Here is a 20382-nt window from a genome sequence, read left to right as displayed (position 1 = left end):
ATGCCACATAGTATTCAAAGACACCCTAGTTTGAAAAAACAAAGCGGTCATGTCGGCATGTTATTCGCCATGATCATTCCCATCCTTTTTGGTGTCTTCATGTTGGGATCCGATGGAGCGAGGGCATTACAGACTAAAGCCCGTTTAGAAGAGGCGGCAGAAGCAGCGGTGCTGGCGGTTTCTGCAGAAGATTCAGAAAATCACACGTTGGCGCAGAACTACATTGAGCACTATGTGTATGACGTTGAAGGTATTGAGAACCTAAACGTGCAGCGTTTGTCTTGTGATGAGATGCCGGATTGCCAAGCTGGGTTATCAAAGGGGCAAGCGCGTTATTTTGAGTATCGTGTTGCGGGGCGAACTCGTCACGAATCTTGGTTTCCTGGGCAGGGTGTGATTGTTGGTTTTGGTGAAACATTCGATGTTACTGGAAGCTCGAAAGCACGACGTTATCAAGGTCAGCCTGTCGATATTACCTTTATCGTCGATTTTTCTGGCTCGATGAATGAAACCTGGAGTGGTGGTAAGAAAACCAAAATCGAAGATCTGAAAGACATCATCGAAAAAGTAACCGATGAATTAGAGCAATACAATGTCTTAAACGTTGAGCATCCACATCGAGTTGCTATCACGGGATTCAACCGCCGCACTATCAATACAGGCAATAACAATAAGCTGATTATTCGCGATCAACGCATCACTAAGTATGACGCAGATGGTTGGGACAAAGACGATACGTTTTACCCGCAAAAGACCATTAACAACCAATTTGTGGTTAAGGGAGCAGCGAAGCGTATCCCAAATGAAGATGATTTAGCGGAGTTCTATGACATTTTCTATACCACGGACTTTAATAGCTTTACTCGTCAGGTGAATAGCTTTAAAGCCTCCGGTGGTACGGCCTCGCTGCAAGGCATTATTCGAGCAGGACAAATCGTCACTCAACTAGCAAAGAACCCCAAGCAGTTGATCATTATTTTGTCCGATGGTGAAGATTTTAATCACTATGCAGGGCAAACCGAAGAACTCGTGGATCGCGGTATGTGTTCGAACATCCTCAATATGATTAATGGTGGAAAAGTGACGGCAGATGGAGCCAGTGATTCGATAGAGGTCATTAATGGCGTGAGCCAAGGCATGAAAACACCAGAGGGCGAACAGATGAGTGCCAGTATGTCGGTGATTGGTTTTGATTATGAATTGAATGCCAATGTGGGCTTACGTAATTGTGTTGGGGCGGACAACGTCTACAAAGCACAAAATACCGACGACATATTGAATCAAATCTTATCGCTGATCACCGAAGAAGTCGGTCACCTAACCTTGTAGAGAGCAATACAATGAACAAGTTAATTCTGGCATTAGCCGTGAGCTTATCTGTGCCATCATTTGCACAAGATAACACTAATCAAGCGCTGTATTACTATTGCCAGCAAGGGCAGAGTCAGTATCAAGAATCGGTGTCTTTTGGGCATCAAACGGAAGTGAAATACCATCAAGGTCCGTTTATGCAAATTACCGTTAATGGTGAACAGAGTGCTCTTGAGCCCATGCTACTGTCTCAGTTGGAACAGGCTGGTATTGATAAATCTTGTGCGACTTATTTATTGAGTCGAGCACAACTAACAGAGCAAAAACAGGGAGAACTTGCTGCCCGAGTGCTGTTTGAGTTTGATAAAGCGAGTTTGAATGCTCAATCGAAGTTCATTCTCACTCAGTTGAATCAGCAACTGAAACAGCGACCTCAATCTTCATTGTTGGTGGTTGGTAATACAGATGCGAAGGGGAGTAATGGGTATAACCTAACGCTTGGCTTAAAGCGTGCGAACGCTGTGGGTCAATACCTTGAAGGGTATGATGAAGTGGTGTCCACTTCACGCTCTGATGGCGAAACGCACCCAGTGAGCAGTAATGCAAATACTCACGGGCGCGAGTTAAATCGCCGTGTTGATATTAGCTTGCCAACGCAAGGCTAACGGTAAGGTAATAGTATCTTTAAGCTTGCACCCATGGATGGGTCGCTTGGTGTTTCAAACCAAATAGCACCTTTGTAGCTGTGTACAATCTCATCACACAACGCCAAACCTAATCCTGTTCCTGGGTTTTGCTCATCAGCACGAACACCGCGTTTAAATAAAGTGTCGCTTATCGACTCATCCACGGCCGGACCATCGTTGTTAAAGGTAATGATAATGCCTTCTTCGGTATTGTTGATGAACACATCGATACGCTTATTGGCATAGCGGTACGCGTTCTCCAAGACGTTGCCAAACACTTCCATCACATCCGCTTTACTCATCGGCAGAGTCTGATCATTATTGATAAACTGTTCGACGCGAATACCCTTATCCATGTGGACTTTATCAAACATCAGCAGTAGGCTGTTGAGGATAGGTTTGATTGGAGTGGTATTCTCTATAATCCCTTTCACACCCAATGATGCACGCTTAAGTTGACCTTGAATCACATCATCCATTTCTAATAACTGTTGGTTTATATCGTGAATTTTTCCTTCTTCAATATCATCTAACAGTGCTTGGGATACAGCGACTCGTGTTTTCAAGCTATGTGCGAGATCGTTTAATGCGCGGCGATAGCGCTGCTCGTTCTCTTGTTGCTGGAACATAAGTTCATTAAACGCTCTAGTAATACTTTGCAGATCTTCTGGGTACTGATCGTTTAATCTCGTTCGTTTACCAGCTTTAATCTCTGATAGTTCAGTTTTCAGTGTATTCAATGGTTTGAAACCAACGGTAAATAGTAAATACACAATAATTAATGTTATCAGAGTCCCTAAAAGGGCAAACTTTACGATTCTCCACTTAAGTTGCTTAATGGGCTTAATGCTCTGATCCATTTTTTTTATGGAAATTAAGCGCCCACCAGGGATTTTGTCTTGTTCAAATAAGCCAATAGTGTGAAGTAGTACATGTGAACCTGAGTTAAGCGCTATCATTTTTATTGAGCCAATTTTCTGTGAAAGCGCATCGCTACGACATAGGTCGTTGAGTTTTACTCCATCGAGTTCAGATAAGGAATGAAAAGCGCTTGGAGAAATAGAGCGCCAGAGCTCATTATTTTTCTTGTCGCAGATCACCATGGAGAATTTATCGGAGCTATTTGCGTAGCTGTCTTGCCATTGTTCGAATGGAGGGAGAAGGTTTGAGCTCCATATTTCAGCAAGGAATGAAGGTAAATCATTAGTTAGTTCAACCGCATACTGAATTAGTAGTCGGTTTTTTTGGTATTGATAACCCATTAGCCCAAGTAGTGAGCCTACCGCTACCGTCAAAACAATCGATGCTATGACAACTTGTCTGCGAAATCTTGTTGTTAACATTAAGCGTCTCTACCTAGCCTCTAGCTCAAAGCGATAACCCTGGCCGCGAATGGTACTAATGATTTTTTCTTCAGTGTGTGCAGCAAGTTTTTTACGCAGGCGCGAGATGATCACTTCGATATTGTTCAGTTGTACGCTTTCTCCGGCGTCGTAGAGTGAGTCAGCAATCTGCTCTTTGGATATGACTTTTTGGCGGTGACGGATTAGATACTCAAAGATTTGATATTCCAACGCGGTGAGATCTAGGACGTTGTCTGCGTAGCTTATGCTTTTTGCCTGAGTATCTAACGTTACCTCACCTGCATTGATGGTGCTGGTGGAGAAGCCTTGATAACGACGGACAAGTGCTTCTAAGCGAGCCATTAATTCTTCAAACTGAAACGGTTTGGTGAGGTAGTCATCAGCACCAGAGTTCAGCCCTTCTACTTTATCTTGCCAATCGCCACGAGCGGTCAATATTAAGATCGGTACATTAATCTCTTTGCGGCGGATCTGCTTTATTAAGGTGATACCATCAAAATCAGGTAAGCCAAGGTCAATGATCATGGCATCCGCATTGGGGTGTTTTTGAATGGTTTGCAGGCAAGCGGATGCGGTTTTATCGGCATACACTGTATTGCCACGATCTTTGAGCTGCGAGGCTAAATGATGATTGAGAATTTCGTTGTCTTCGACCAGTACGACTAACATGAACAACCTAATCAATGGATTTCATAACTGGATTAACCTTAGCATTCAACAAAAAAAAGGGAAGCCATGCTTCCCTTTAAACCTTGTTAATTCACCATATTCTTGTTGCTGAGCAAGTTACTCACCGGTGTAAACAATCAGCACCTTGTCGTCTTGGTATTGGCGTTCGAACGCGTAGTAACCTTCTTGGTTGCGAGTAATGTGCTTACCTTGAGCAACCGCCGGGTGACGTTTACGGAATTCGCCTAGCTTTTGCCAATGTTGCAGTAGATCTTCTCGCTCGCCATGAATCTTATCCCATGGCATATCTGAGCGTGTGCCTTGGTGGGCGTCTGAACCAGTAATGCCAAAATCACGAGCTATCTCATCACCGTAATAGATCTGTACTGCGCCTGGAGTCAGCATCAGAGCATTTGCTGCACGTGCTTGGTCATCAAAGCTGCGGCTGCGCGCTGACCAAAACAGCTGTGTATCGTGTGAAGACAGGTAGCTCAACACGTTGAACTCAGGATCGGTATTGATGCGCTCTGCATAGCGGCGGTAATCATTATCAAGTTGAGCGAAACACTTCAGCGCTTTTGGTGCCACATCAGATTGGAACTCGAAGTTGATGATGGAATCGAAGCCGTTGTCGAAATACGGGCTCTTCACTACGCTGTGTGCCCATACTTCACCCGTCATCCAGAAAGGTAGATCATCCAAGGCTTTATCTGGGTTGTTTTGCTTCCACTGGGCAAGCGCCTGAGTGGTGCTGGCTTTCAACTCTGCCCACGCTTCCATTTCAACGTGTTTGGCAGTGTCGACGCGGAAGCCATCAATGCCGTAGTCGCGCACCCAATCGGATAACCACGTAATCAGATGTTCACGCGGGGTTTGCAACTCATCTTGCGCATTGGTGTCTTTATTGCGGAAGAAGTTTGGTAATCCGGTTTTCTGAGTCGATTCGGTTTTTAGATCCGGTAGGTAGTTCAAAGACATGGTGATGTCGTTGTAGCCCGGAGCATCGTAGTCGCCAATGTCGGTGCGGATCCAATCTTTGCCCCACCATTTATCCCACGCTTCGCTATCACCGTATTTGATGTAGTCGTTGAAGCTATGCCAGCTTTGTCCTGATTTTGGCTGCCAGTCGGTCCATTTTTCACCAAGGACTTCTTTGGCTTCTTGGTCATCAAGGTAAAGCTGACCAAATCCGAATTCCTGCATGTCTGCTAATGTCGCGTAGCCTGTGTGGTTCATGACTACATCCCAAATCACGCGGATGCCTTTCTTGTGGGCGGTATCGACGAAGGTTCTGAGTTCATCTTCGGTACCCATGTTGGCATCAAGTTTGGTCCAATCTTGATGGTAGTAGCCGTGGTAGCCGTAGTGCTTGAAGTCGCCTTTATCGCCGCCGCCAACCCAACCGTGGATTTGTTCTAGTGGTGAAGTTATCCAGATAGCATTCACACCAAGTGATTCGATGTAATCGAGTTTTTTCGTTAGACCCGCTAAGTCACCACCGTGGAAGGTACCAATCTCATATTTTCCGTCTTTGCTGCGACCGTAGCTGTTGTCGTTGTCTGGGTTGCCATTGTAGAAGCGGTCAGTCATGACGAAGTACACCGTTGCGTTATCCCAACTGAACGGTTTATCGGCTTGCTGTTCAACTTCTTCTAGCAGCAATAGACCTTGGCTCATAGGACCCGGTTGCATGGTGACGCTGCCATTGGCGACTGTGGTTTCTTGTCCGGTTAAGGCATCACGAACGACAGTGCCATCATTAAAGGTTTGAGCAACATTGATGGTTTTTGGCGCGTCAGTTGCGACAGGGCAAGAGTAGGTGATGTCCTGACTCTGCTTTGGTTTGATTTTTACCGTCAGCTCGTTGGTGGTTGGATTGAGTGTAAATTGATAGGTATTGACTTTGAAGATGCGCAGCGGCATTTGTGCATCAGTGGCGCAGTTATCCATTTTTAATGGACGATTGAATTTGATGCGATCTTCTTCTGCTAGAGCAAAGCTACTGCCACAGCTTTGCTTGCTGTCAGCAATGGTAAAGGTATAACTGCCTTTTTCGAGTTTTTGCTCGACGACAAGTAAGCCTTGTGAGTTTTCCTCAAAAACAGCGGTATCATCACCAACGCTTAATACGATGGCATTTTCTGGAATCTGGTTGCAGGCGCTCAGTAGACCGATAGAGAGTGCGAGAATTGTTTTTTTCATTGTGTCCTTCCCCCGAATAAACAGTCCAGTTATAGCAAAACTGTGCCTCTACAATCCGAGCTCTACACCAACAAGTTAGACGCGTCTCACCCTACAAATTTTAGTCTTGTTCACAAAATGAATAATAAGCGTCACCTTCATCAGTTTGAAGGCAACAAAAAAGGGAAGCACCTGCTTCCCTTTTACTTATTTTTTAATCACTTCGAAGAGTAATGAATTACTTTTGAAGCAAAGAAATGTCTGCGATCTGTAGGAACAGGTTACGCAGGTTGTTCAGTAGTGTCAGACGGTTCTTCTTAAGTGCTTCGTCGTCTGCCATTACCATTACGTTATCAAAGAACGCGTCAACTGGTTCACGTAGGTCAGCTAGCTTGCTTAGGGCTTCTTGGTAGTTACCTGTAGCAAATGCTGGCTCTAGCGCTTCCGTCATTACTTCAACGCTTTCTGCTAGTGCTTTCTCTGCGTCTTCTTGTAGAAGTGCTAGGTCGATGTCTGCTGCTAGTTCGCCGTCGAATTTCGCTAGGATGTTACCTACACGCTTGTTCGCTGCTGCTAGAGACTCTGCCGCTTCTAGTTCACGGAAGTGAGAAACCGCTTTAACACGTTGGTCGAAGTCTGCTGGTTTCGTCGGGCGACGCGCTAGAACTGCTTGAATGATGTCTACGCTGAAGCCTTCGTCTTGGTACCAAGCACGGAAACGACCAAGCATGAATTCGATAACGTCTTGTTCAACGTTGTTGTTGGTTAGACGGTCGCCAAACAGTGACTTCGCTTTCGCTACTAGGTCAACAAGATCTAGGTTGTAGCCGTATTCAACGATGATACGTAGTACACCTAAAGATGCGCGGCGTAGTGCGAATGGATCAGAACCTTTAGGTGCTTGACCAATACCGAAGATACCTACGATAGTGTCTAGCTTGTCTGCCATTGCAACTGCAGTTGAAACACCGTTTGATGGCAGTTCATCACCTGCGAAACGAGGCATGTATTGCTCGTTCAGTGCTACTGCAACTTCTTCTGCTTCACCGTCGTGGCGAGCATAGTGCATACCCATAACACCTTGAGTATCCGTGAATTCGAATACCATTGAGGTCATTAGGTCACATTTTGCTAGTAGACCAGCACGCTTTGATTTCTCAACGTCAGCACCGATTTGCTCAGCAATGTAGCCAGCAAGTTCAGTGATGCGGTCTGTTTTGTCTTTGATAGTACCAAGCTGCTTCTGGAAGATAGCTTGGTCTAGCTCAGGAAGACGGTCGATCAGCGGACGCTTACGGTCTGTGTTGAAGAAGAACTCTGCGTCAGCAAGGCGAGGGCGAACTACTTTCTCGTTACCTTCGATAACGTGACGAGGCTCTTTAGACTCGATGTTCGATACGAAGATAAAGTTAGGAAGTAGCTTCTTGTCCTCATCGTAAACAGGGAAGTATTTTTGGTCACCTTTCATGGTGTAAACCAACGCTTCAGAAGGCACTTTTAGGAACTCTTCTTCGAACTTCGCTGTTAGTACTACTGGCCATTCAACCAGAGACGTTACTTCTTCTACTAGGTCATCTTCTAGATCGGCGATACCACCAACCGCTGCTGCCGCTTTTTGTGCGTCAGCTAGGATGATTGCTTTACGCGCTTCGTAATCTGCCATTACTTTACCGCGCTCTTCTAGGATCGCAGGGTATTGCTCAGCAGAATCGATAGTGAACTCTTGCTCACCCATGAAGCGGTGACCACGGATAGTGCGGTCAGAAGCGACACCAAGGATCTCGCCTTCGATTAGGTCGCTGCCCATTAGCATGGTTAGCGTCTTCACTGGACGGATAAATTGAGTCGTTTTGTTACCCCAGCGCATTGGTTTTGCGATAGGTAGGTTTGCTAGTGCTTTCGCTGCAAGTTCAACTACGATCTCAGATGTTGGCTGACCTTCCACTTCTTGTTTGAACAGTAGCCATTCACCTTTGTCTGTAACCATGCGATCCGCTTGGTCAACCGTGATGCCACAGCCGCGTGCCCAGCCTTGAGCTGCTTTTGTTGGGTTGCCTTCCGCGTCAAACGCTGCAGAAACCGCAGGGCCACGTTTTTCAACAACTTTGTCAGACTGGCTGTCTGCTAGTGCTGCTACTTTTAGTGCAAGACGACGAGGTGCCGCGAACCATTTCACGCCTTCGTGAGCAAGCTCAGCGCCTTTTAGTTCTGCTTCGAAGTTTGCTGCGAATGCTTCAGCTAGAGTGCGAAGTTGCGTTGGTGGTAGCTCTTCTGTACCTAGCTCGATTAGAAATTCTTTTGCCATGTTACTCTACCCCTTACGCTTGTTCTTTCTTACACATTGGGAAGCCAAGAGCTTCACGCGATGCGTAGTATGCTTCTGCAACTGCTTTCGTCAGGTTGCGGATGCGTAGGATGTAACGTTGGCGTTCAGTTACTGAGATCGCTTTACGTGCGTCTAGTAGGTTGAATGCGTGACCCGCTTTTAGAATGCGCTCGTAAGCAGGTAGTGGCAGTGGCTTTTCAAGCTCAAGCAGCTCTTTACACTCTTTCTCACACTGTTCGAAGAAACCAAATAGGAATTCAACGTCTGCGTGCTCGAAGTTGTAAGTTGATTGCTCTACTTCGTTTTGGTGGAAGATATCACCGTAAGTCACGGCGTTGCCGTCCGGTGCGATGTTCCAAACTAGATCGTAAACAGAGTCTACTTCTTGGATGTACATTGCTAGACGTTCGATACCGTAAGTGATCTCACCAGTTACTGGCTTACACTCAAGGCCGCCAACTTGCTGGAAGTAAGTAAACTGAGTTACTTCCATGCCGTTTAGCCAAACTTCCCAGCCTAGACCCCAAGCGCCTAGTGTTGGGTTTTCCCAGTTGTCTTCTACGAAACGGATGTCGTGAACAAGTGGGTCGACACCAAGAACCTCTAGAGAACCTAGGTACAACTCTTGGATATTGTCTGGTGATGGTTTTAGCGCTACTTGGAATTGGTAGTAGTGCTGAAGACGGTTAGGGTTTTCACCATAACGGCCATCAGTAGGACGACGTGAAGGTTGTACGTAAGCTGTAGACATTGGCTCTGGGCCAAGTGCTCGTAGACAGGTCATTGGGTGAGAGGTACCCGCACCAACTTCCATATCTAGTGGTTGAACAATGGTACAACCATTCTGAGCCCAATAATCCTGCAGCGCGAGGATCATTCCCTGGAAGGTTTTGATATCGTATTTTTGCATAAGTCAGGTTCGCGCGATTCTCTTATTACTCGTGAATTCGTCTCTTTTGTTGGGTTTTCTTGCCTCAACAATGGCGATTCAAAGTAATTACGGTTGAATAAATTAACAATCAAGTATACCCAGATATTGAGCATGGGAGTAGAGCTAATCTTGATTAATTCGTGGGCAATTTTCTCCTTTAATGGATTTTTACCGCGTTATCTGCTGAATTTTTCCTAAAAGGGAGTTTTCGCTGTCTTTCACTCTTGAGGTGATGGGGAAACATGGCTAGAATTGCGCCTGTCTTTGGGGAGTAGCTTACCCGATGAAATGTCTGTTTCATCTGGTTCGTTCGTCAACATAATTGGTGCAAAATCACCATGGCGCTCGAGACTCATCAACCCGATGAGTTTAGCAAGACCTTAGACAAATCATCACTAACCGGGGTGGGGCGTGAGATTTGTCTTAGGTTAAATATAATAATCCCGCCCCAATGAGCATGTCGTGAGCGTTTTAGCTATTTCAATTACTACTGTAGCGTTAGCAGAAATTGGCGATAAGACCCAATTGCTATCTCTATTACTTGCCAGTCGTTACCGAAAACCGGTCCCTATTATTGCGGCAATCTTTTTGGCAACCATTGCCAACCACGCTTTGGCTGCATGGTTGGGTGTGGTGGTGGCCGATTATCTTTCGCCTGGGGTTCTCAAATGGGTGCTGGTGGTCAGTTTTGTCGCCATGGCGGCTTGGGTGTTGATCCCAGATAAATTGGATGATGATGAGCAGATATCCAATCGCGGTCCTTTTATTGCCAGCTTTATTGCTTTCTTTGTTGCTGAGATTGGCGATAAAACTCAGATTGCCACTTCTATTTTAGGCGCGCAGTACGCCGATGCATTGAGTTGGGTAATTCTGGGTACGACGATCGGTATGTTATTGGCCAATGTGCCTGTTGTTTTGATTGGTAAATTATCCGCCGACAAGATGCCTCTTGGAGCCATTCGTAAAGTAACTGCATTCCTATTTGTTGCTTTGGCTATTGGTGCCGCGTTATTCTGATTTCTTGTCCGTAAATGGTGTGAATTATCAATAACTAGTCGAGTAATGCACAAGTTCAAACTCTGGCTCAAAATCATTCAGGACCGTGACGGATGACATATTAGTGTCATACTTGTCATGGTAATTTAATGGTGTGAATGATAGCGAGAGGGCAAGTTTATGCTTACACGTTACATGGGTATGACCCCAAAGAGTCAGAGTTATTTATTCACCTTTGGTTTAGCGCTGTGCTTGTTAGCTATGGTGCTGACTGATATGTGGTTGCCAATTGTGGCAGGGTCCTTCATTCTCACTGGTTTGACGGTGGAAGCGTGGATTCGAGTAGCTCACATTATTCCTATGCATGAAGAAATGCGTGCGATGAAGCAACAATTGAATAAGCTACAATCAGAAGTTCGCACTTTAGAATACGATGAATAAAACAAACGGCAGCCTTTTGGCTGCCGTTTTTGATCTTGCTGAGATTATTCCAAACCTTTCTTAATCAGGTACTGGTATGGAAGCTGTTCCGTTTGTGCCGCTATCAACTGGTGATCCATGAATCGGCAGAAGCTCGGGATATCTCGAGTTGTTGATGGGTCGTCTGCTTTCACTAGCAATACTTCACCATCTTGCATGTTTCGAATTGTCTTCCTGACCATCATCACTGGCTCTGGGCAGCGTAATCCTTCCGCCTCTAAGGTTTTTGTCGCCAGTTCAGGATTAAAACTCATAATGTGATTCTCGTAACTAACTGAGCGGTGAATTTTACTTTCGTTGAAAAAATATTCAATAACCACTTGGCAAACTGAATTTTTTGATTTACTTTAAATTAACAATTCGGTAACAACTGGCAAGGAGAGACGATGTTAACAGCGTTAGACAGACTGACTATCTATTCGGTTTTATGCTTCATCTCGTTTTGTGCATTAGTGCTTAGAACGCCAGCTGAAACCTCATTGATGCCTCTTGCAGGCATGAGTGCAACGATTATCGGGATTTGGATTGAGATGCACAAATGGTCAGGTGCATCAGAGCAAGAAAATTAGCACTTCTTGCTGTAATCGAAACCTATTGATATATACGCTCACCAAGTTTAACGACACTTCATTCCGACACTATCCCCATTTTTCTTGGGCTTCCCCGCTGAAAGGCGGGATTTTTTTTGCCTGAAGAGTACAATTTACCTAAACCCCCTACATGTTAAGTGGCAAATCGTGGAATTAGAAGACATCTATCGTCGAGATCTGAATTTATTGGTCGCATTACGTGTGTTGATCGAAGAAAGCAGTGTTAGCAAGGCAGCAACGCGTCTCAATTTAAGCCAATCAGCTATGAGCCGCGTACTCGGTCGATTGCGTGATTTGCTTGACGATCCGTTATTTACACGGCAAGGCCAGCACTTAATACCGACGCAAAAGGCGTTGGAAATCGATCGCTCTTTGGGAGAGCCTTTGGAATCACTGCGCCAATTACTGTCTCCACGAGAATTTGACCCGCGTAGCTGTGATCAAACTTTTAATATTGCCACGACGGATTATGCGATGCAGACCATTCTGCCTTTCGCATTACCACGTATCTATCAAGAAGCGCCGAATGTTTCATTTAACTTTTTGCCGATGCAGCACGACCGTTTGTCTGATCAGTTAACTTATGAAGGCGCGGACTTAGCGATTTGTCGTCCAACTGGCCCAGTAGAGCCTTTGCGAAGTGAAGTACTTGGTCGAGTGGGTGTGTTGTGTATGCTTTCTAAGCAACACCCTTTGGCGAATGAAGAGATGAGCTTAGACGATTACTTAAGTTACCCGCATGCAATGATTGCTATCAGTGATGGGGTAAAGGCGCTGATTGAACAAGCCTTGATGGAAAAGCCAAAACGTAAAATGGTGCTTCGTGCCTACCATTTAGAGGCCGCACTGGCGATCATTGATACTTTACCCATTATTATTACGGTTCCTGCCGATTTAGCGTACTTGGTTGCTGATCGCTATGACTTAGTAGTGAAGCCATTACCATTCCAATTCACGCCGTTTGAATATTCGATGATTTGGCACGCACGTTGCGAACACTCTCCCGCTCAAGAATGGTTGCGTGCAGTGGTTCGTGAAGAATGTAGTCGTCTTATTGCTAAGCGAATTGAAGATATGGGATTAGACTAATTTTTCCGATAATCGAAATAGCAAAAAGCCGGGCAATGACCCGGCTTCATTTATTCTATCGAAGGGTTAACGCTTATAGCTTGATAACCACGCGACCAGTTACTTGACCGTTTGTGATGTCTTCAGCGTATTTTGGTGCTTCAGCTAGTTCTACCTCAGTACAAGCTTGATCGAAGTAGCTGTCTGGTAGTAGCTCAACCAATTTTTCCCATGCTGCAGTACGTTTTTCAAATGGGCATGAAACAGAATCCACACCTTGTAGACGAACGTTACGCAGGATGAACGGCATTACTGTAGTAGGTAGATCGAAGCCACCTGCAAGACCACAAGCTGCAACTGCACTGTTGTAATCCATTTGCGCCAATACTTTTGCTAGTACTTTGCTGCCTACGGTATCAACCGCACCTGCCCATACTTGTTTTTCAAGCGGACGTGCTGGCTCTTCAAATTCAACGCGGTCGATGATGCGGCTAGCACCTAACTTTTCTAGTAGTGGGCCGTTTTTCTCTACGCGACCTGTCACTGCAGCAACTTTGTAGCCAAGCTGTGCTAGAAGCGTTACTGCTACTGAGCCTACACCGCCACTTGCACCAGTTACTAGGATTTCGCCGTTTTCAGGTTTGATGCCTGCATCAAGCAGTGCTTGAACACATAGCATTCCAGTGAAACCAGCAGTACCAACCATCATTGCTTTCTTGCTGTCTAGACCTTTTGGTAGTGGTACTAGCCAATCCGCTTTTAGGCGAGCACGTTGAGACATACCGCCCCAGTGGTTTTCACCTACACCCCAACCAGTAAGAACAACTTTGTCGCCTGCTTGGTAGCGGTCGTCTTCTGAGCTTACTACTGTACCTGCTAGGTCAATACCCGGCACCATCGGGAAGTTACGGATGATTTTACCTTTACCTGTAATTGCAAGACCGTCTTTGTAGTTCAACGATGAGTAATCAACGTCAATCAGAACGTCGCCTTCAGGCAGTTGTGTTTCATCGATTTGCTCGATGCTAGCGATAGTACGTTTGTCTTCTTGATTTAGAACTAGAGCATTAAACATAAGGTTCTCCGATTGTGCGGTATCGTGACTCTGGGTCACATGCAGCAAGATATCAACTGCTGCTAAGTGTATGTCTTCTTTGTCTATGAATAAAATGAAACTTGAGCATTTAATGTATGCCTTTTGTGCATGTAAGCAATGTTTGGCGTAAAACAAAGGGCGACATCAGATGCCGCCCTTAAGTGTAATGCTAAAAATTTTCAGTATTGGTTCATTTGCTCGTGATTGTTGGATTGATCACTACAACCTAGCGTTTCTTAAACAAACTATGGTCGTTCAAATACCGTTGCAATCCCCTGACCTAAACCGATACACATGGTTGCTAGGCCGTATTTTGCGTCTTTCGCTTCCATTAAGTTGATCAACGTCGTCGAGATACGTGAGCCAGAACAACCAAGTGGGTGACCCAATGCAATCGCACCACCGTTAAGGTTGACCTTCTCATCCATAACATCAAGCAGACCCAAGTCTTTAGCACATGGTAGAGATTGCGCTGCAAATGCTTCGTTTAGCTCAACCACACCCATGTCTTCAATTGATAGACCTGCGCGCTTAAGTGCTTTCTGTGTCGCTGGTACAGGACCATAACCCATGATAGAAGGGTCGCAGCCCGCAATGGCCATGCCTTTGATGCGTGCACGAATCTTCAAACCAAGCTCATTGGCTTTCTCTTCGCTCATGATCAACATCGCTGATGCACCATCAGACAGCGCCGATGATGTACCAGCTGTTACTGTGCCGTTAGCAGGGTCGAATACTGGACGAAGTTGAGATAGGCCTTCAACAGATGTTTCAGGGCGAATCACTTCATCGTGATCTAGAGTGAATAGCGTGCCGTCTGCTGCGTGGCCTTCAATCGGTAGGATTTCGTTTTTAAAACGACCCTCTACGGTTGCTGCATGTGCACGAGCATGAGAACGCGCGGCAAACTCGTCTTGTTGCTCACGGCTAATGCCATGTAGCTTACCAAGCATTTCAGCGGTTAATCCCATCATGCCTGCTGCTTTTGCAACTGTCTTTGACATACCAGGGTGGAAGTCCACGCCGTGGTTCATTGGTACGTGTCCCATGTGCTCAACACCACCAATTAGACAGATTTCAGCATCGCCCGTCATGATGGCACGTGTACCGTCGTGAAGCGCTTGCATTGATGAACCACACAAGCGGTTCACCGTCACGGCGCCAATCTCAATTGGCAGACCAGCAAGTAGCGCCGCATTACGTGCAACGTTAAAGCCTTGTTCTAGGGTTTGTTGTACACAGCCCCAGTAGATATCTTCAATCTCACTTGGGTTCACCTGTGGGTTACGCGCAAGAATACCCTTCATTAGGTGTGCGGATAGATCTTCTGCTCGCGTATGACGGAAGGCACCACCTTTAGAGCGACCCATTGGAGTACGTAGACAATCGACTACGACAACATTTCTTGTTTGATTAGTCATTTTAAAATCCCTCCTTAGATAGAACCTTGCTGTTGTGCACCGTAAAAGCTTTCACCTTTCGCCGCCATATCAATCAGCATCTGTGGTACTTGGTACATTGCACCTAGCTCTGAGTATTGTTTTGCCATTGAAACAAACTCAGCAATACCTACGCTATCTAGGTAGCGGAATACGCCACCGCGGAATGGAGGGAAGCCAAGACCGTAAACCAGTGCCATATCCGCTTCTTGTGGAGTGGCAATGATGCCTTCTTGTAGACACAGTACCACTTCGTTGATCATTGGAATCATCATGCGTTGAATGATGGTCTGCTCGTCAAAGCCCTGCTTATCGGCACAAACGTCAGCGAGTACCGGCAAGATTTCTTCAGAGAAGGTTTTCTTCGGCTTACCTTTTCTATCAATGGTGTAGCTGTAGAAGCCACTGCCATTTTTCTGGCCGTATTTATCTGCTTCGAACAGTGCATCGATCGCGTCACGACCTTGTTTGCCCATGCGCTCAGGGAAGCCTTGCGCCATCACAGCTTGTGCGTGGTGGGCGGTATCAATACCAACAACATCGAGCAAGTATGCAGGTCCCATCGGCCAGCCAAACTTACGCTCCATGATTTTGTCGATTTTCGTAAAGTCAGCACCATCACGAAGTAGCATGCTGAAGCCGCCAAAGTATGGGAACAATACGCGGTTTACAAAGAACCCAGGGCAGTCATTGACGACAATTGGTGATTTGCCCATTTTCGCTGCGTAGGCTACAACACGATTGATGGTTTCATCAGACGTATGTTCACCACGGATGATCTCGACGAGAGGCATACGATGCACTGGGTTGAAGAAGTGCATGCCACAGAAGTTTTCTGGGCGTTTCAGCGATTTTGCCAATAGGTTGATAGGAATCGTCGAGGTGTTTGAGGTGATAACCGTGTCGTCACCTAAATGCGATTCGACTTCACTCAGCACTGCTGCTTTTACTTTCGGGTTTTCTACTACAGCTTCAACAATCACGTCTGATTCTTCGATGCCTGCGTAATGTAAGCTTGGTGTGATAGACGCTAAAATTCCAGCCATCTTAAAGCCATCAATGCGACCACGAGATAAGCGTTTATTCAACAGCTTAGATGCTTCAGTCATGCCTAAGTCGAGCGAAGGTTGCGCGATGTCTTTCATTAACACCGGTACGCCTTTTAATGCAGATTGGTAGGCGATGCCGCCGCCCATAATACCTGCACCAAGCACAGCCGCACGTTGCGTGTCTTTACTTGCTGACTTAGCTGATTTTTTCGCAAGTCCTTTAATGTATTGGTCGTTAAGGAACAAACCAACCAGGGATTTTGCTTCTTCAGATTTAGCCAGTTTTACGAAGTGCTTACGTTCAATGTCGAGTGCTTCATTACGAGCAAAGCGAGCGCCTTCTTCAATAGTGATAACGGCTGTCATTGGAGCTGGGTAATGAGGACCGGCTTTCTGAGCCACTAGACCCTTCGCCATGGTAAAGCTCATCATTGATTCAAGTTTACTTAGCGTTAGAGGCGATGTTTTTTGCTTGCGACGAGCTTGCCAGTCTAGTTTTTCGTTGATTGCCGATGTCAGTGTCTTAAGTGCTGACTCGTAAAGTGCGTCGCTATCGACAACCGCATCCAGAAGACCAATCTTCAATGCTTCATCCGCACGACATGCTTTACCTTGCGTGATCACTTCCATTGCGCTGTCGGCGCCAATAACACGTGGCAGACGCACACAACCACCAAAGCCCGGCATGATGCCTAAGTTTGTCTCTGGTAGACCGATGCTGGTGGTCTTGTCACCAATTCGTATGTCAGTGGTAAGCACACACTCACAACCGCCACCTAACGTGTGACCTTTTAGTACCGAGATAGTCGGGACCGGCAAGTCTTCCAGCTTGTTGAAGATGCTGTTGGCAAATTGCAGCCACTGATCGAGCTCAGCGTCTGTCTTGGCAAAAAGACCTAAGAATTCGGTGATATCCGCGCCAACAATGAACGCGTCTTTATCTGAGGTGAGCATCAAGCCCTTCAGTCCTTGGTGTGCTTTTAGTGCATCAAGGGCTTTGTCGAGTGACTCTAGTGTTGCTAGATCGAGCTTGTTAACGGATTTTGGAGAGCAGAAGCTAAGCTCTGCAATGCCATCTTGTACTTCCTTTACCTGTAGGGTTTCGGCTTGGTAAATCATTGTCTATCTCCATGACATACAATCTTGGATTGTCTGTATACCGATTTGATGCGGGCTGAGCGCCTGTAAGGCAACAAATAGATATAGAGGAAAGTCGTTTTATTTATAGTTCTGGTTAGACCAGTGAAGTTAGTTTGGACTTCGGATTGGTTAATTTCAATACATTTTTTAAACAAGTGTTTAACATTGTGCGCTAAGGCAGATCTTATGCGACTCACAATTACCTCTCGTGATAGACTTTGGACAAAGAGAAAAGTGACCTAATCCTATGAATGACCTGCCTTATCTTATCCCTGCCGCGCCTGCTCAATTTGAAGAAGAAATCAAAAAGAGCGTCTTTATTACCTATTTGGCTCATACGCCGAACATAGAGGCTGCAAAGGCGTTCGTAGAGCAGATCAAAACCAAGCACTCTGATGCAAGGCATAACTGCTGGGGATTTGTTGCGGGTCGACCAGAAGATTCGATGAAGTGGGGGTTTAGCGATGACGGAGAACCATCGGGGACAGCCGGAAAACCGATCCTAGCTCAATTGTCTGGTTCTGGTGTAGGAGAACTCACAGCTGTTGTTACTCGATATTCTGGTGGCATTAAGTTAGGCACGGGTGGTTTGGTGAAAGCTTATGGTGGCGGTGTGCAACAAGCGCTCAAGCTGCTTCAAACAATTGAGAAAAAAATAACCACAAAACTCCGTCTAGAGTTAGACTATGGTTTTATGCCTATCGCACAGTCGATCATGCCCCAGTTTGGTGCGGTTGAAGTTGAAGCTGAGTACAGCGATCAGGTGGTATTAGTGTTGGAAATTGAGCTACGTGAAGTGAGCGCCTTTACCCAAACTATCATCAACAAAAGCGGTGCAAAGGCAATTGTCACCCCTATAGACGGACAATAATGAAATATAGGAAGCCACAGGGACAGCTTCGCTAGTCAATTAATCCATGCAATTTCGTTCAATTATTCGAATCGTCGGGCTATTGCTCGCGCTTTTTAGTGTCACAATGCTCGCGCCAGCATTGGTCGCACTCATCTATCGAGATGGTGCGGGTGTACCTTTTGTCACGACTTTCTTCGTACTTCTATTGTGTGGTGGGATATGTTGGTTCCCAAACCGCAGGTATAAACACGAGTTAAAAGCACGTGATGGCTTTCTTATTGTTGTTCTTTTCTGGACAGTACTAGGCAGCGCAGGCTCGATCCCTTTTCTTATCTCAGACAACCCAAATATATCTGTGACTGACGCCTTTTTTGAATCCTTCTCTGCTTTAACGACCACTGGTGCGACAGTTATCGTTGGACTTGATGAATTACCCAAAGCAATCTTGTTTTACCGCCAGCTTCTACAGTGGTTTGGAGGTATGGGGATCATCGTATTAGCCGTTGCAATCCTACCAGTGCTTGGTATCGGTGGTATGCAGCTTTATCGTGCAGAAATCCCAGGGCCAGTCAAAGATACTAAGATGACGCCGCGTATTGCCGAAACGGCTAAAGCGCTATGGTATATCTATTTAAGTCTGACGATCGCATGTGCCGTGGCATTTTGGTTGGCCGGTATGACGCCATTTGATGCGATTAGCCATAGCTTCTCAACTATTGCCATCGGTGGTTTCTCTACGCACGATGCCAGCATGGGCTATTTCGATAGCTATGCGATTAACATGATTACTGTTGTCTTCTTGTTAATCTCGGCATGTAACTATTCTTTGCACTTCGCCGCGTTTGCGTCTGGCGGCGTGCATCCTAAATACTATTGGAAAGATCCAGAGTTCCGCGCTTTCATCTTCATCCAAGTCGTTCTGTTCTTGGTGTGTTTCTTATTATTGTTGAACCACCATTCTTACGATTCAACCTATGATGCATTCGACCAAGCGCTTTTCCAGACTATTTCCATCTCTACTACGGCTGGCTTTACAACGACAGGCTTTGCCGACTGGCCATTGTTTTTACCAGTATTGTTACTGTTCTCTTCTTTTATAGGAGGGTGTGCTGGTTCTACTGGTGGCGGTATGAAAGTGATCCGTATCTTATTGCTGACCTTGCAAGGCGCTCGTGAACTTAAGCGTTTGGTTCATCCTCGCGCGGTCTACACCATTAAAGTCGGTGGAAGCGCTCTGCCGCAAAGAGTTGTAGATGCAGTGTGGGGTTTTTTCTCTGCTTATGCTTTAGTGTTTGTGGTCTGTATGCTGGGTTTGATTGCGACCGGAATGGATGAGCTAAGTGCGTTCTCCGCGGTTGCTGCAACGCTGAACAACTTAGGTCCAGGCTTGGGTGAAGTTGCGCTTCACTTTGGCGATGTAAACGACAAAGCAAAATGGGTGCTGATTGTTTCCATGTTGTTTGGTCGTCTGGAAATCTTTACCTTACTTATTCTACTTACGCCGACGTTTTGGCGTAGCTAAGGGGAAATCGTGGCAAAAGCATTATTTCTATATTCCTCCCGTGAAGGGCAGACTAAAAAAATTCTCCGCTATATAGATGAGAAGCTAACAGACTTCGAATGTGAGTTGGTGGATTTACATAATGTTGAGACGATTGATTTTAGCCAATACGAAAGGGTATTGATTGGAGCGTCTATTCGTTATGGTCATCTTAATAAGAAGCTGTACCAGTTTATTGAGCGAAACCTCAATCAACTTGAACAAAGTAAAGTGGCGTTCTTCTGCGTAAACCTAACCGCTCGTAAAGAAGACCAAGGAAAGGATACGCCAGAAGGCAGCGCTTACATTCGTAAGTTCCTAATTAAGTCACCTTGGAAACCAACCTTAATCGGTGTTTTTGCTGGTGCTCTTTATTACCCACGTTATGGTTGGTTCGACAAAACGATGATTAAGTTCATTATGTCGATGACGGGTGGCGAAACCGATACGACCAAAGAAGTGGAATACACCAATTGGGAGAAAGTGGCTCTTTTCGCAGATAAATTCAAAGAACTGTAGAAATAACGTGCTCTTTTGACCGCTTTTGACGCAAATTTATCCGAACGGTAAAAAAGTCAAAAAAAAGGTGAAAAAGGGCTTGCCAATGTGATCGCAATCTCTATAATGCCACCTCGCTGACACGGCAACGCTTCGAAAGAAACG

The 20382-nt window shown here is 45.7% G+C and carries 18 protein-coding genes; 9 read left to right on the top strand and 9 right to left on the bottom strand.

Going from position 1 to position 20382, the window contains the following annotated elements; all coding sequences use genetic code 11:
• Together VJL_RS01710 and VJL_RS01705 are read left to right on the top strand one after the other, a co-directional pair.
• Complete coding sequence (locus tag VJL_RS01710) at positions 1–1329, top strand: pilus assembly protein TadG-related protein (RefSeq protein WP_038875154.1); 1329 nt, start codon at positions 1–3, stop codon at positions 1327–1329.
• 11 nt (positions 1330–1340) lie between these two features.
• Complete coding sequence (locus tag VJL_RS01705; RefSeq protein WP_038875152.1) at positions 1341–1976, top strand: OmpA family protein; 636 nt, start codon at positions 1341–1343, stop codon at positions 1974–1976.
• On the opposite strand, the gene VJL_RS01700 is transcribed toward VJL_RS01705, so the two are convergent.
• The 5 genes from VJL_RS01700 to glyQ form a co-directional block, all read right to left on the bottom strand.
• A complete protein-coding gene (locus tag VJL_RS01700; protein ID WP_038875149.1) occupies positions 1973–3340 on the bottom strand; it encodes an ATP-binding protein in 1368 nt (455 codons plus the stop codon). The two genes, VJL_RS01705 and VJL_RS01700, sit on opposite strands and share 4 nt — an antisense overlap.
• Before the next feature lie 9 nt (positions 3341–3349).
• Entirely contained in the window at positions 3350–4030 is a 681-nt protein-coding gene (locus tag VJL_RS01695; RefSeq protein ID WP_038875147.1) for a response regulator transcription factor, read from the bottom strand.
• A 117-nt stretch (positions 4031–4147) separates the two neighbouring features.
• A complete protein-coding gene (locus tag VJL_RS01690; RefSeq protein ID WP_038875144.1) occupies positions 4148–6232 on the bottom strand; it encodes an alpha-amylase in 2085 nt (694 codons plus the stop codon).
• 217 nt (positions 6233–6449) lie between these two features.
• Entirely contained in the window at positions 6450–8516 is a 2067-nt protein-coding gene (gene glyS / locus VJL_RS01685; RefSeq protein ID WP_038870239.1) for a glycine--tRNA ligase subunit beta, read from the bottom strand.
• Positions 8517–8529: 13 nt separating this feature from the next.
• Positions 8530–9447, bottom strand: a complete 918-nt coding sequence (gene glyQ / locus VJL_RS01680; RefSeq protein WP_038870241.1) for a glycine--tRNA ligase subunit alpha — start codon at positions 9445–9447, stop codon at positions 8530–8532.
• A gap of 483 nt (positions 9448–9930) precedes the next feature.
• On the opposite strand from glyQ, the gene VJL_RS01675 reads away from it, so the two are divergent.
• Positions 9931–10485 carry a TMEM165/GDT1 family protein gene (locus VJL_RS01675; protein WP_038870243.1) on the top strand — a complete coding sequence of 185 codons (555 nt, stop codon included), beginning with the start codon at positions 9931–9933 and terminating at the stop codon, positions 10483–10485.
• Positions 10486–10644: 159 nt separating this feature from the next.
• Positions 10645–10905, top strand: coding sequence for a hypothetical protein (locus VJL_RS01670; protein ID WP_038870244.1), 261 nt, complete (start codon positions 10645–10647; stop codon positions 10903–10905).
• A gap of 44 nt (positions 10906–10949) precedes the next feature.
• On the opposite strand, the gene tusA is transcribed toward VJL_RS01670, so the two are convergent.
• Complete coding sequence (tusA, locus tag VJL_RS01665) at positions 10950–11198, bottom strand: sulfurtransferase TusA (protein ID WP_005426051.1); 249 nt, start codon at positions 11196–11198, stop codon at positions 10950–10952.
• 132 nt (positions 11199–11330) lie between these two features.
• Between tusA and VJL_RS01660 the strand changes: the two genes are divergently transcribed.
• Both VJL_RS01660 and VJL_RS01655 read left to right on the top strand, forming a co-directional pair.
• Entirely contained in the window at positions 11331–11513 is a 183-nt protein-coding gene (locus VJL_RS01660; protein ID WP_005458692.1) for a hypothetical protein, read from the top strand.
• 168 nt (positions 11514–11681) lie between these two features.
• A complete protein-coding gene (locus VJL_RS01655; RefSeq protein WP_038870249.1) occupies positions 11682–12623 on the top strand; it encodes a LysR family transcriptional regulator in 942 nt (313 codons plus the stop codon).
• Between the two features lie 73 nt (positions 12624–12696).
• Here VJL_RS01655 and acuI read toward each other — a convergent pair whose 3' ends face one another.
• The 3 genes from acuI to fadB all read right to left on the bottom strand — a co-directional run bounded on the left by acuI (position 12697) and on the right by fadB (position 17305).
• On the bottom strand, positions 12697–13677 hold the full coding sequence (gene acuI, locus VJL_RS01650) for an acrylyl-CoA reductase (NADPH) (protein ID WP_038875139.1): 981 nt from the start codon (positions 13675–13677) through the stop codon (positions 12697–12699).
• A 266-nt stretch (positions 13678–13943) separates the two neighbouring features.
• Positions 13944–15119 (bottom strand): acetyl-CoA C-acyltransferase FadA, encoded by a 1176-nt coding sequence (gene fadA, locus VJL_RS01645; RefSeq protein WP_038875136.1) that lies wholly within the window; start codon positions 15117–15119, stop codon positions 13944–13946.
• A gap of 14 nt (positions 15120–15133) precedes the next feature.
• A complete protein-coding gene (gene fadB, locus VJL_RS01640; protein WP_038875134.1) occupies positions 15134–17305 on the bottom strand; it encodes a fatty acid oxidation complex subunit alpha FadB in 2172 nt (723 codons plus the stop codon).
• Positions 17306–17573: 268 nt separating this feature from the next.
• Between fadB and VJL_RS01635 the strand changes: the two genes are divergently transcribed.
• From VJL_RS01635 to hemG, 3 genes are read left to right on the top strand one after another with little or no spacing between them, the layout of a single operon-like run.
• On the top strand, positions 17574–18197 hold the full coding sequence (locus VJL_RS01635; protein WP_038875131.1) for a YigZ family protein: 624 nt from the start codon (positions 17574–17576) through the stop codon (positions 18195–18197).
• Positions 18198–18243: 46 nt separating this feature from the next.
• Complete coding sequence (locus VJL_RS01630) at positions 18244–19701, top strand: TrkH family potassium uptake protein (RefSeq protein ID WP_038875128.1); 1458 nt, start codon at positions 18244–18246, stop codon at positions 19699–19701.
• Between the two features lie 9 nt (positions 19702–19710).
• A complete protein-coding gene (gene hemG, locus VJL_RS01625; protein ID WP_038875125.1) occupies positions 19711–20238 on the top strand; it encodes a menaquinone-dependent protoporphyrinogen IX dehydrogenase in 528 nt (175 codons plus the stop codon).
• The last annotated feature ends 144 nt before the right edge of the window (positions 20239–20382 follow it).

Origin of the sequence: Vibrio jasicida CAIM 1864 = LMG 25398 (genome assembly GCF_000400365.1) — a bacterium.
GTDB lineage: Bacteria > Pseudomonadota > Gammaproteobacteria > Enterobacterales > Vibrionaceae > Vibrio > Vibrio jasicida.
The sequence above is the reverse complement of the archived record's forward strand: the minus strand, read 5'-3'. Positions and strand labels throughout refer to the sequence as shown.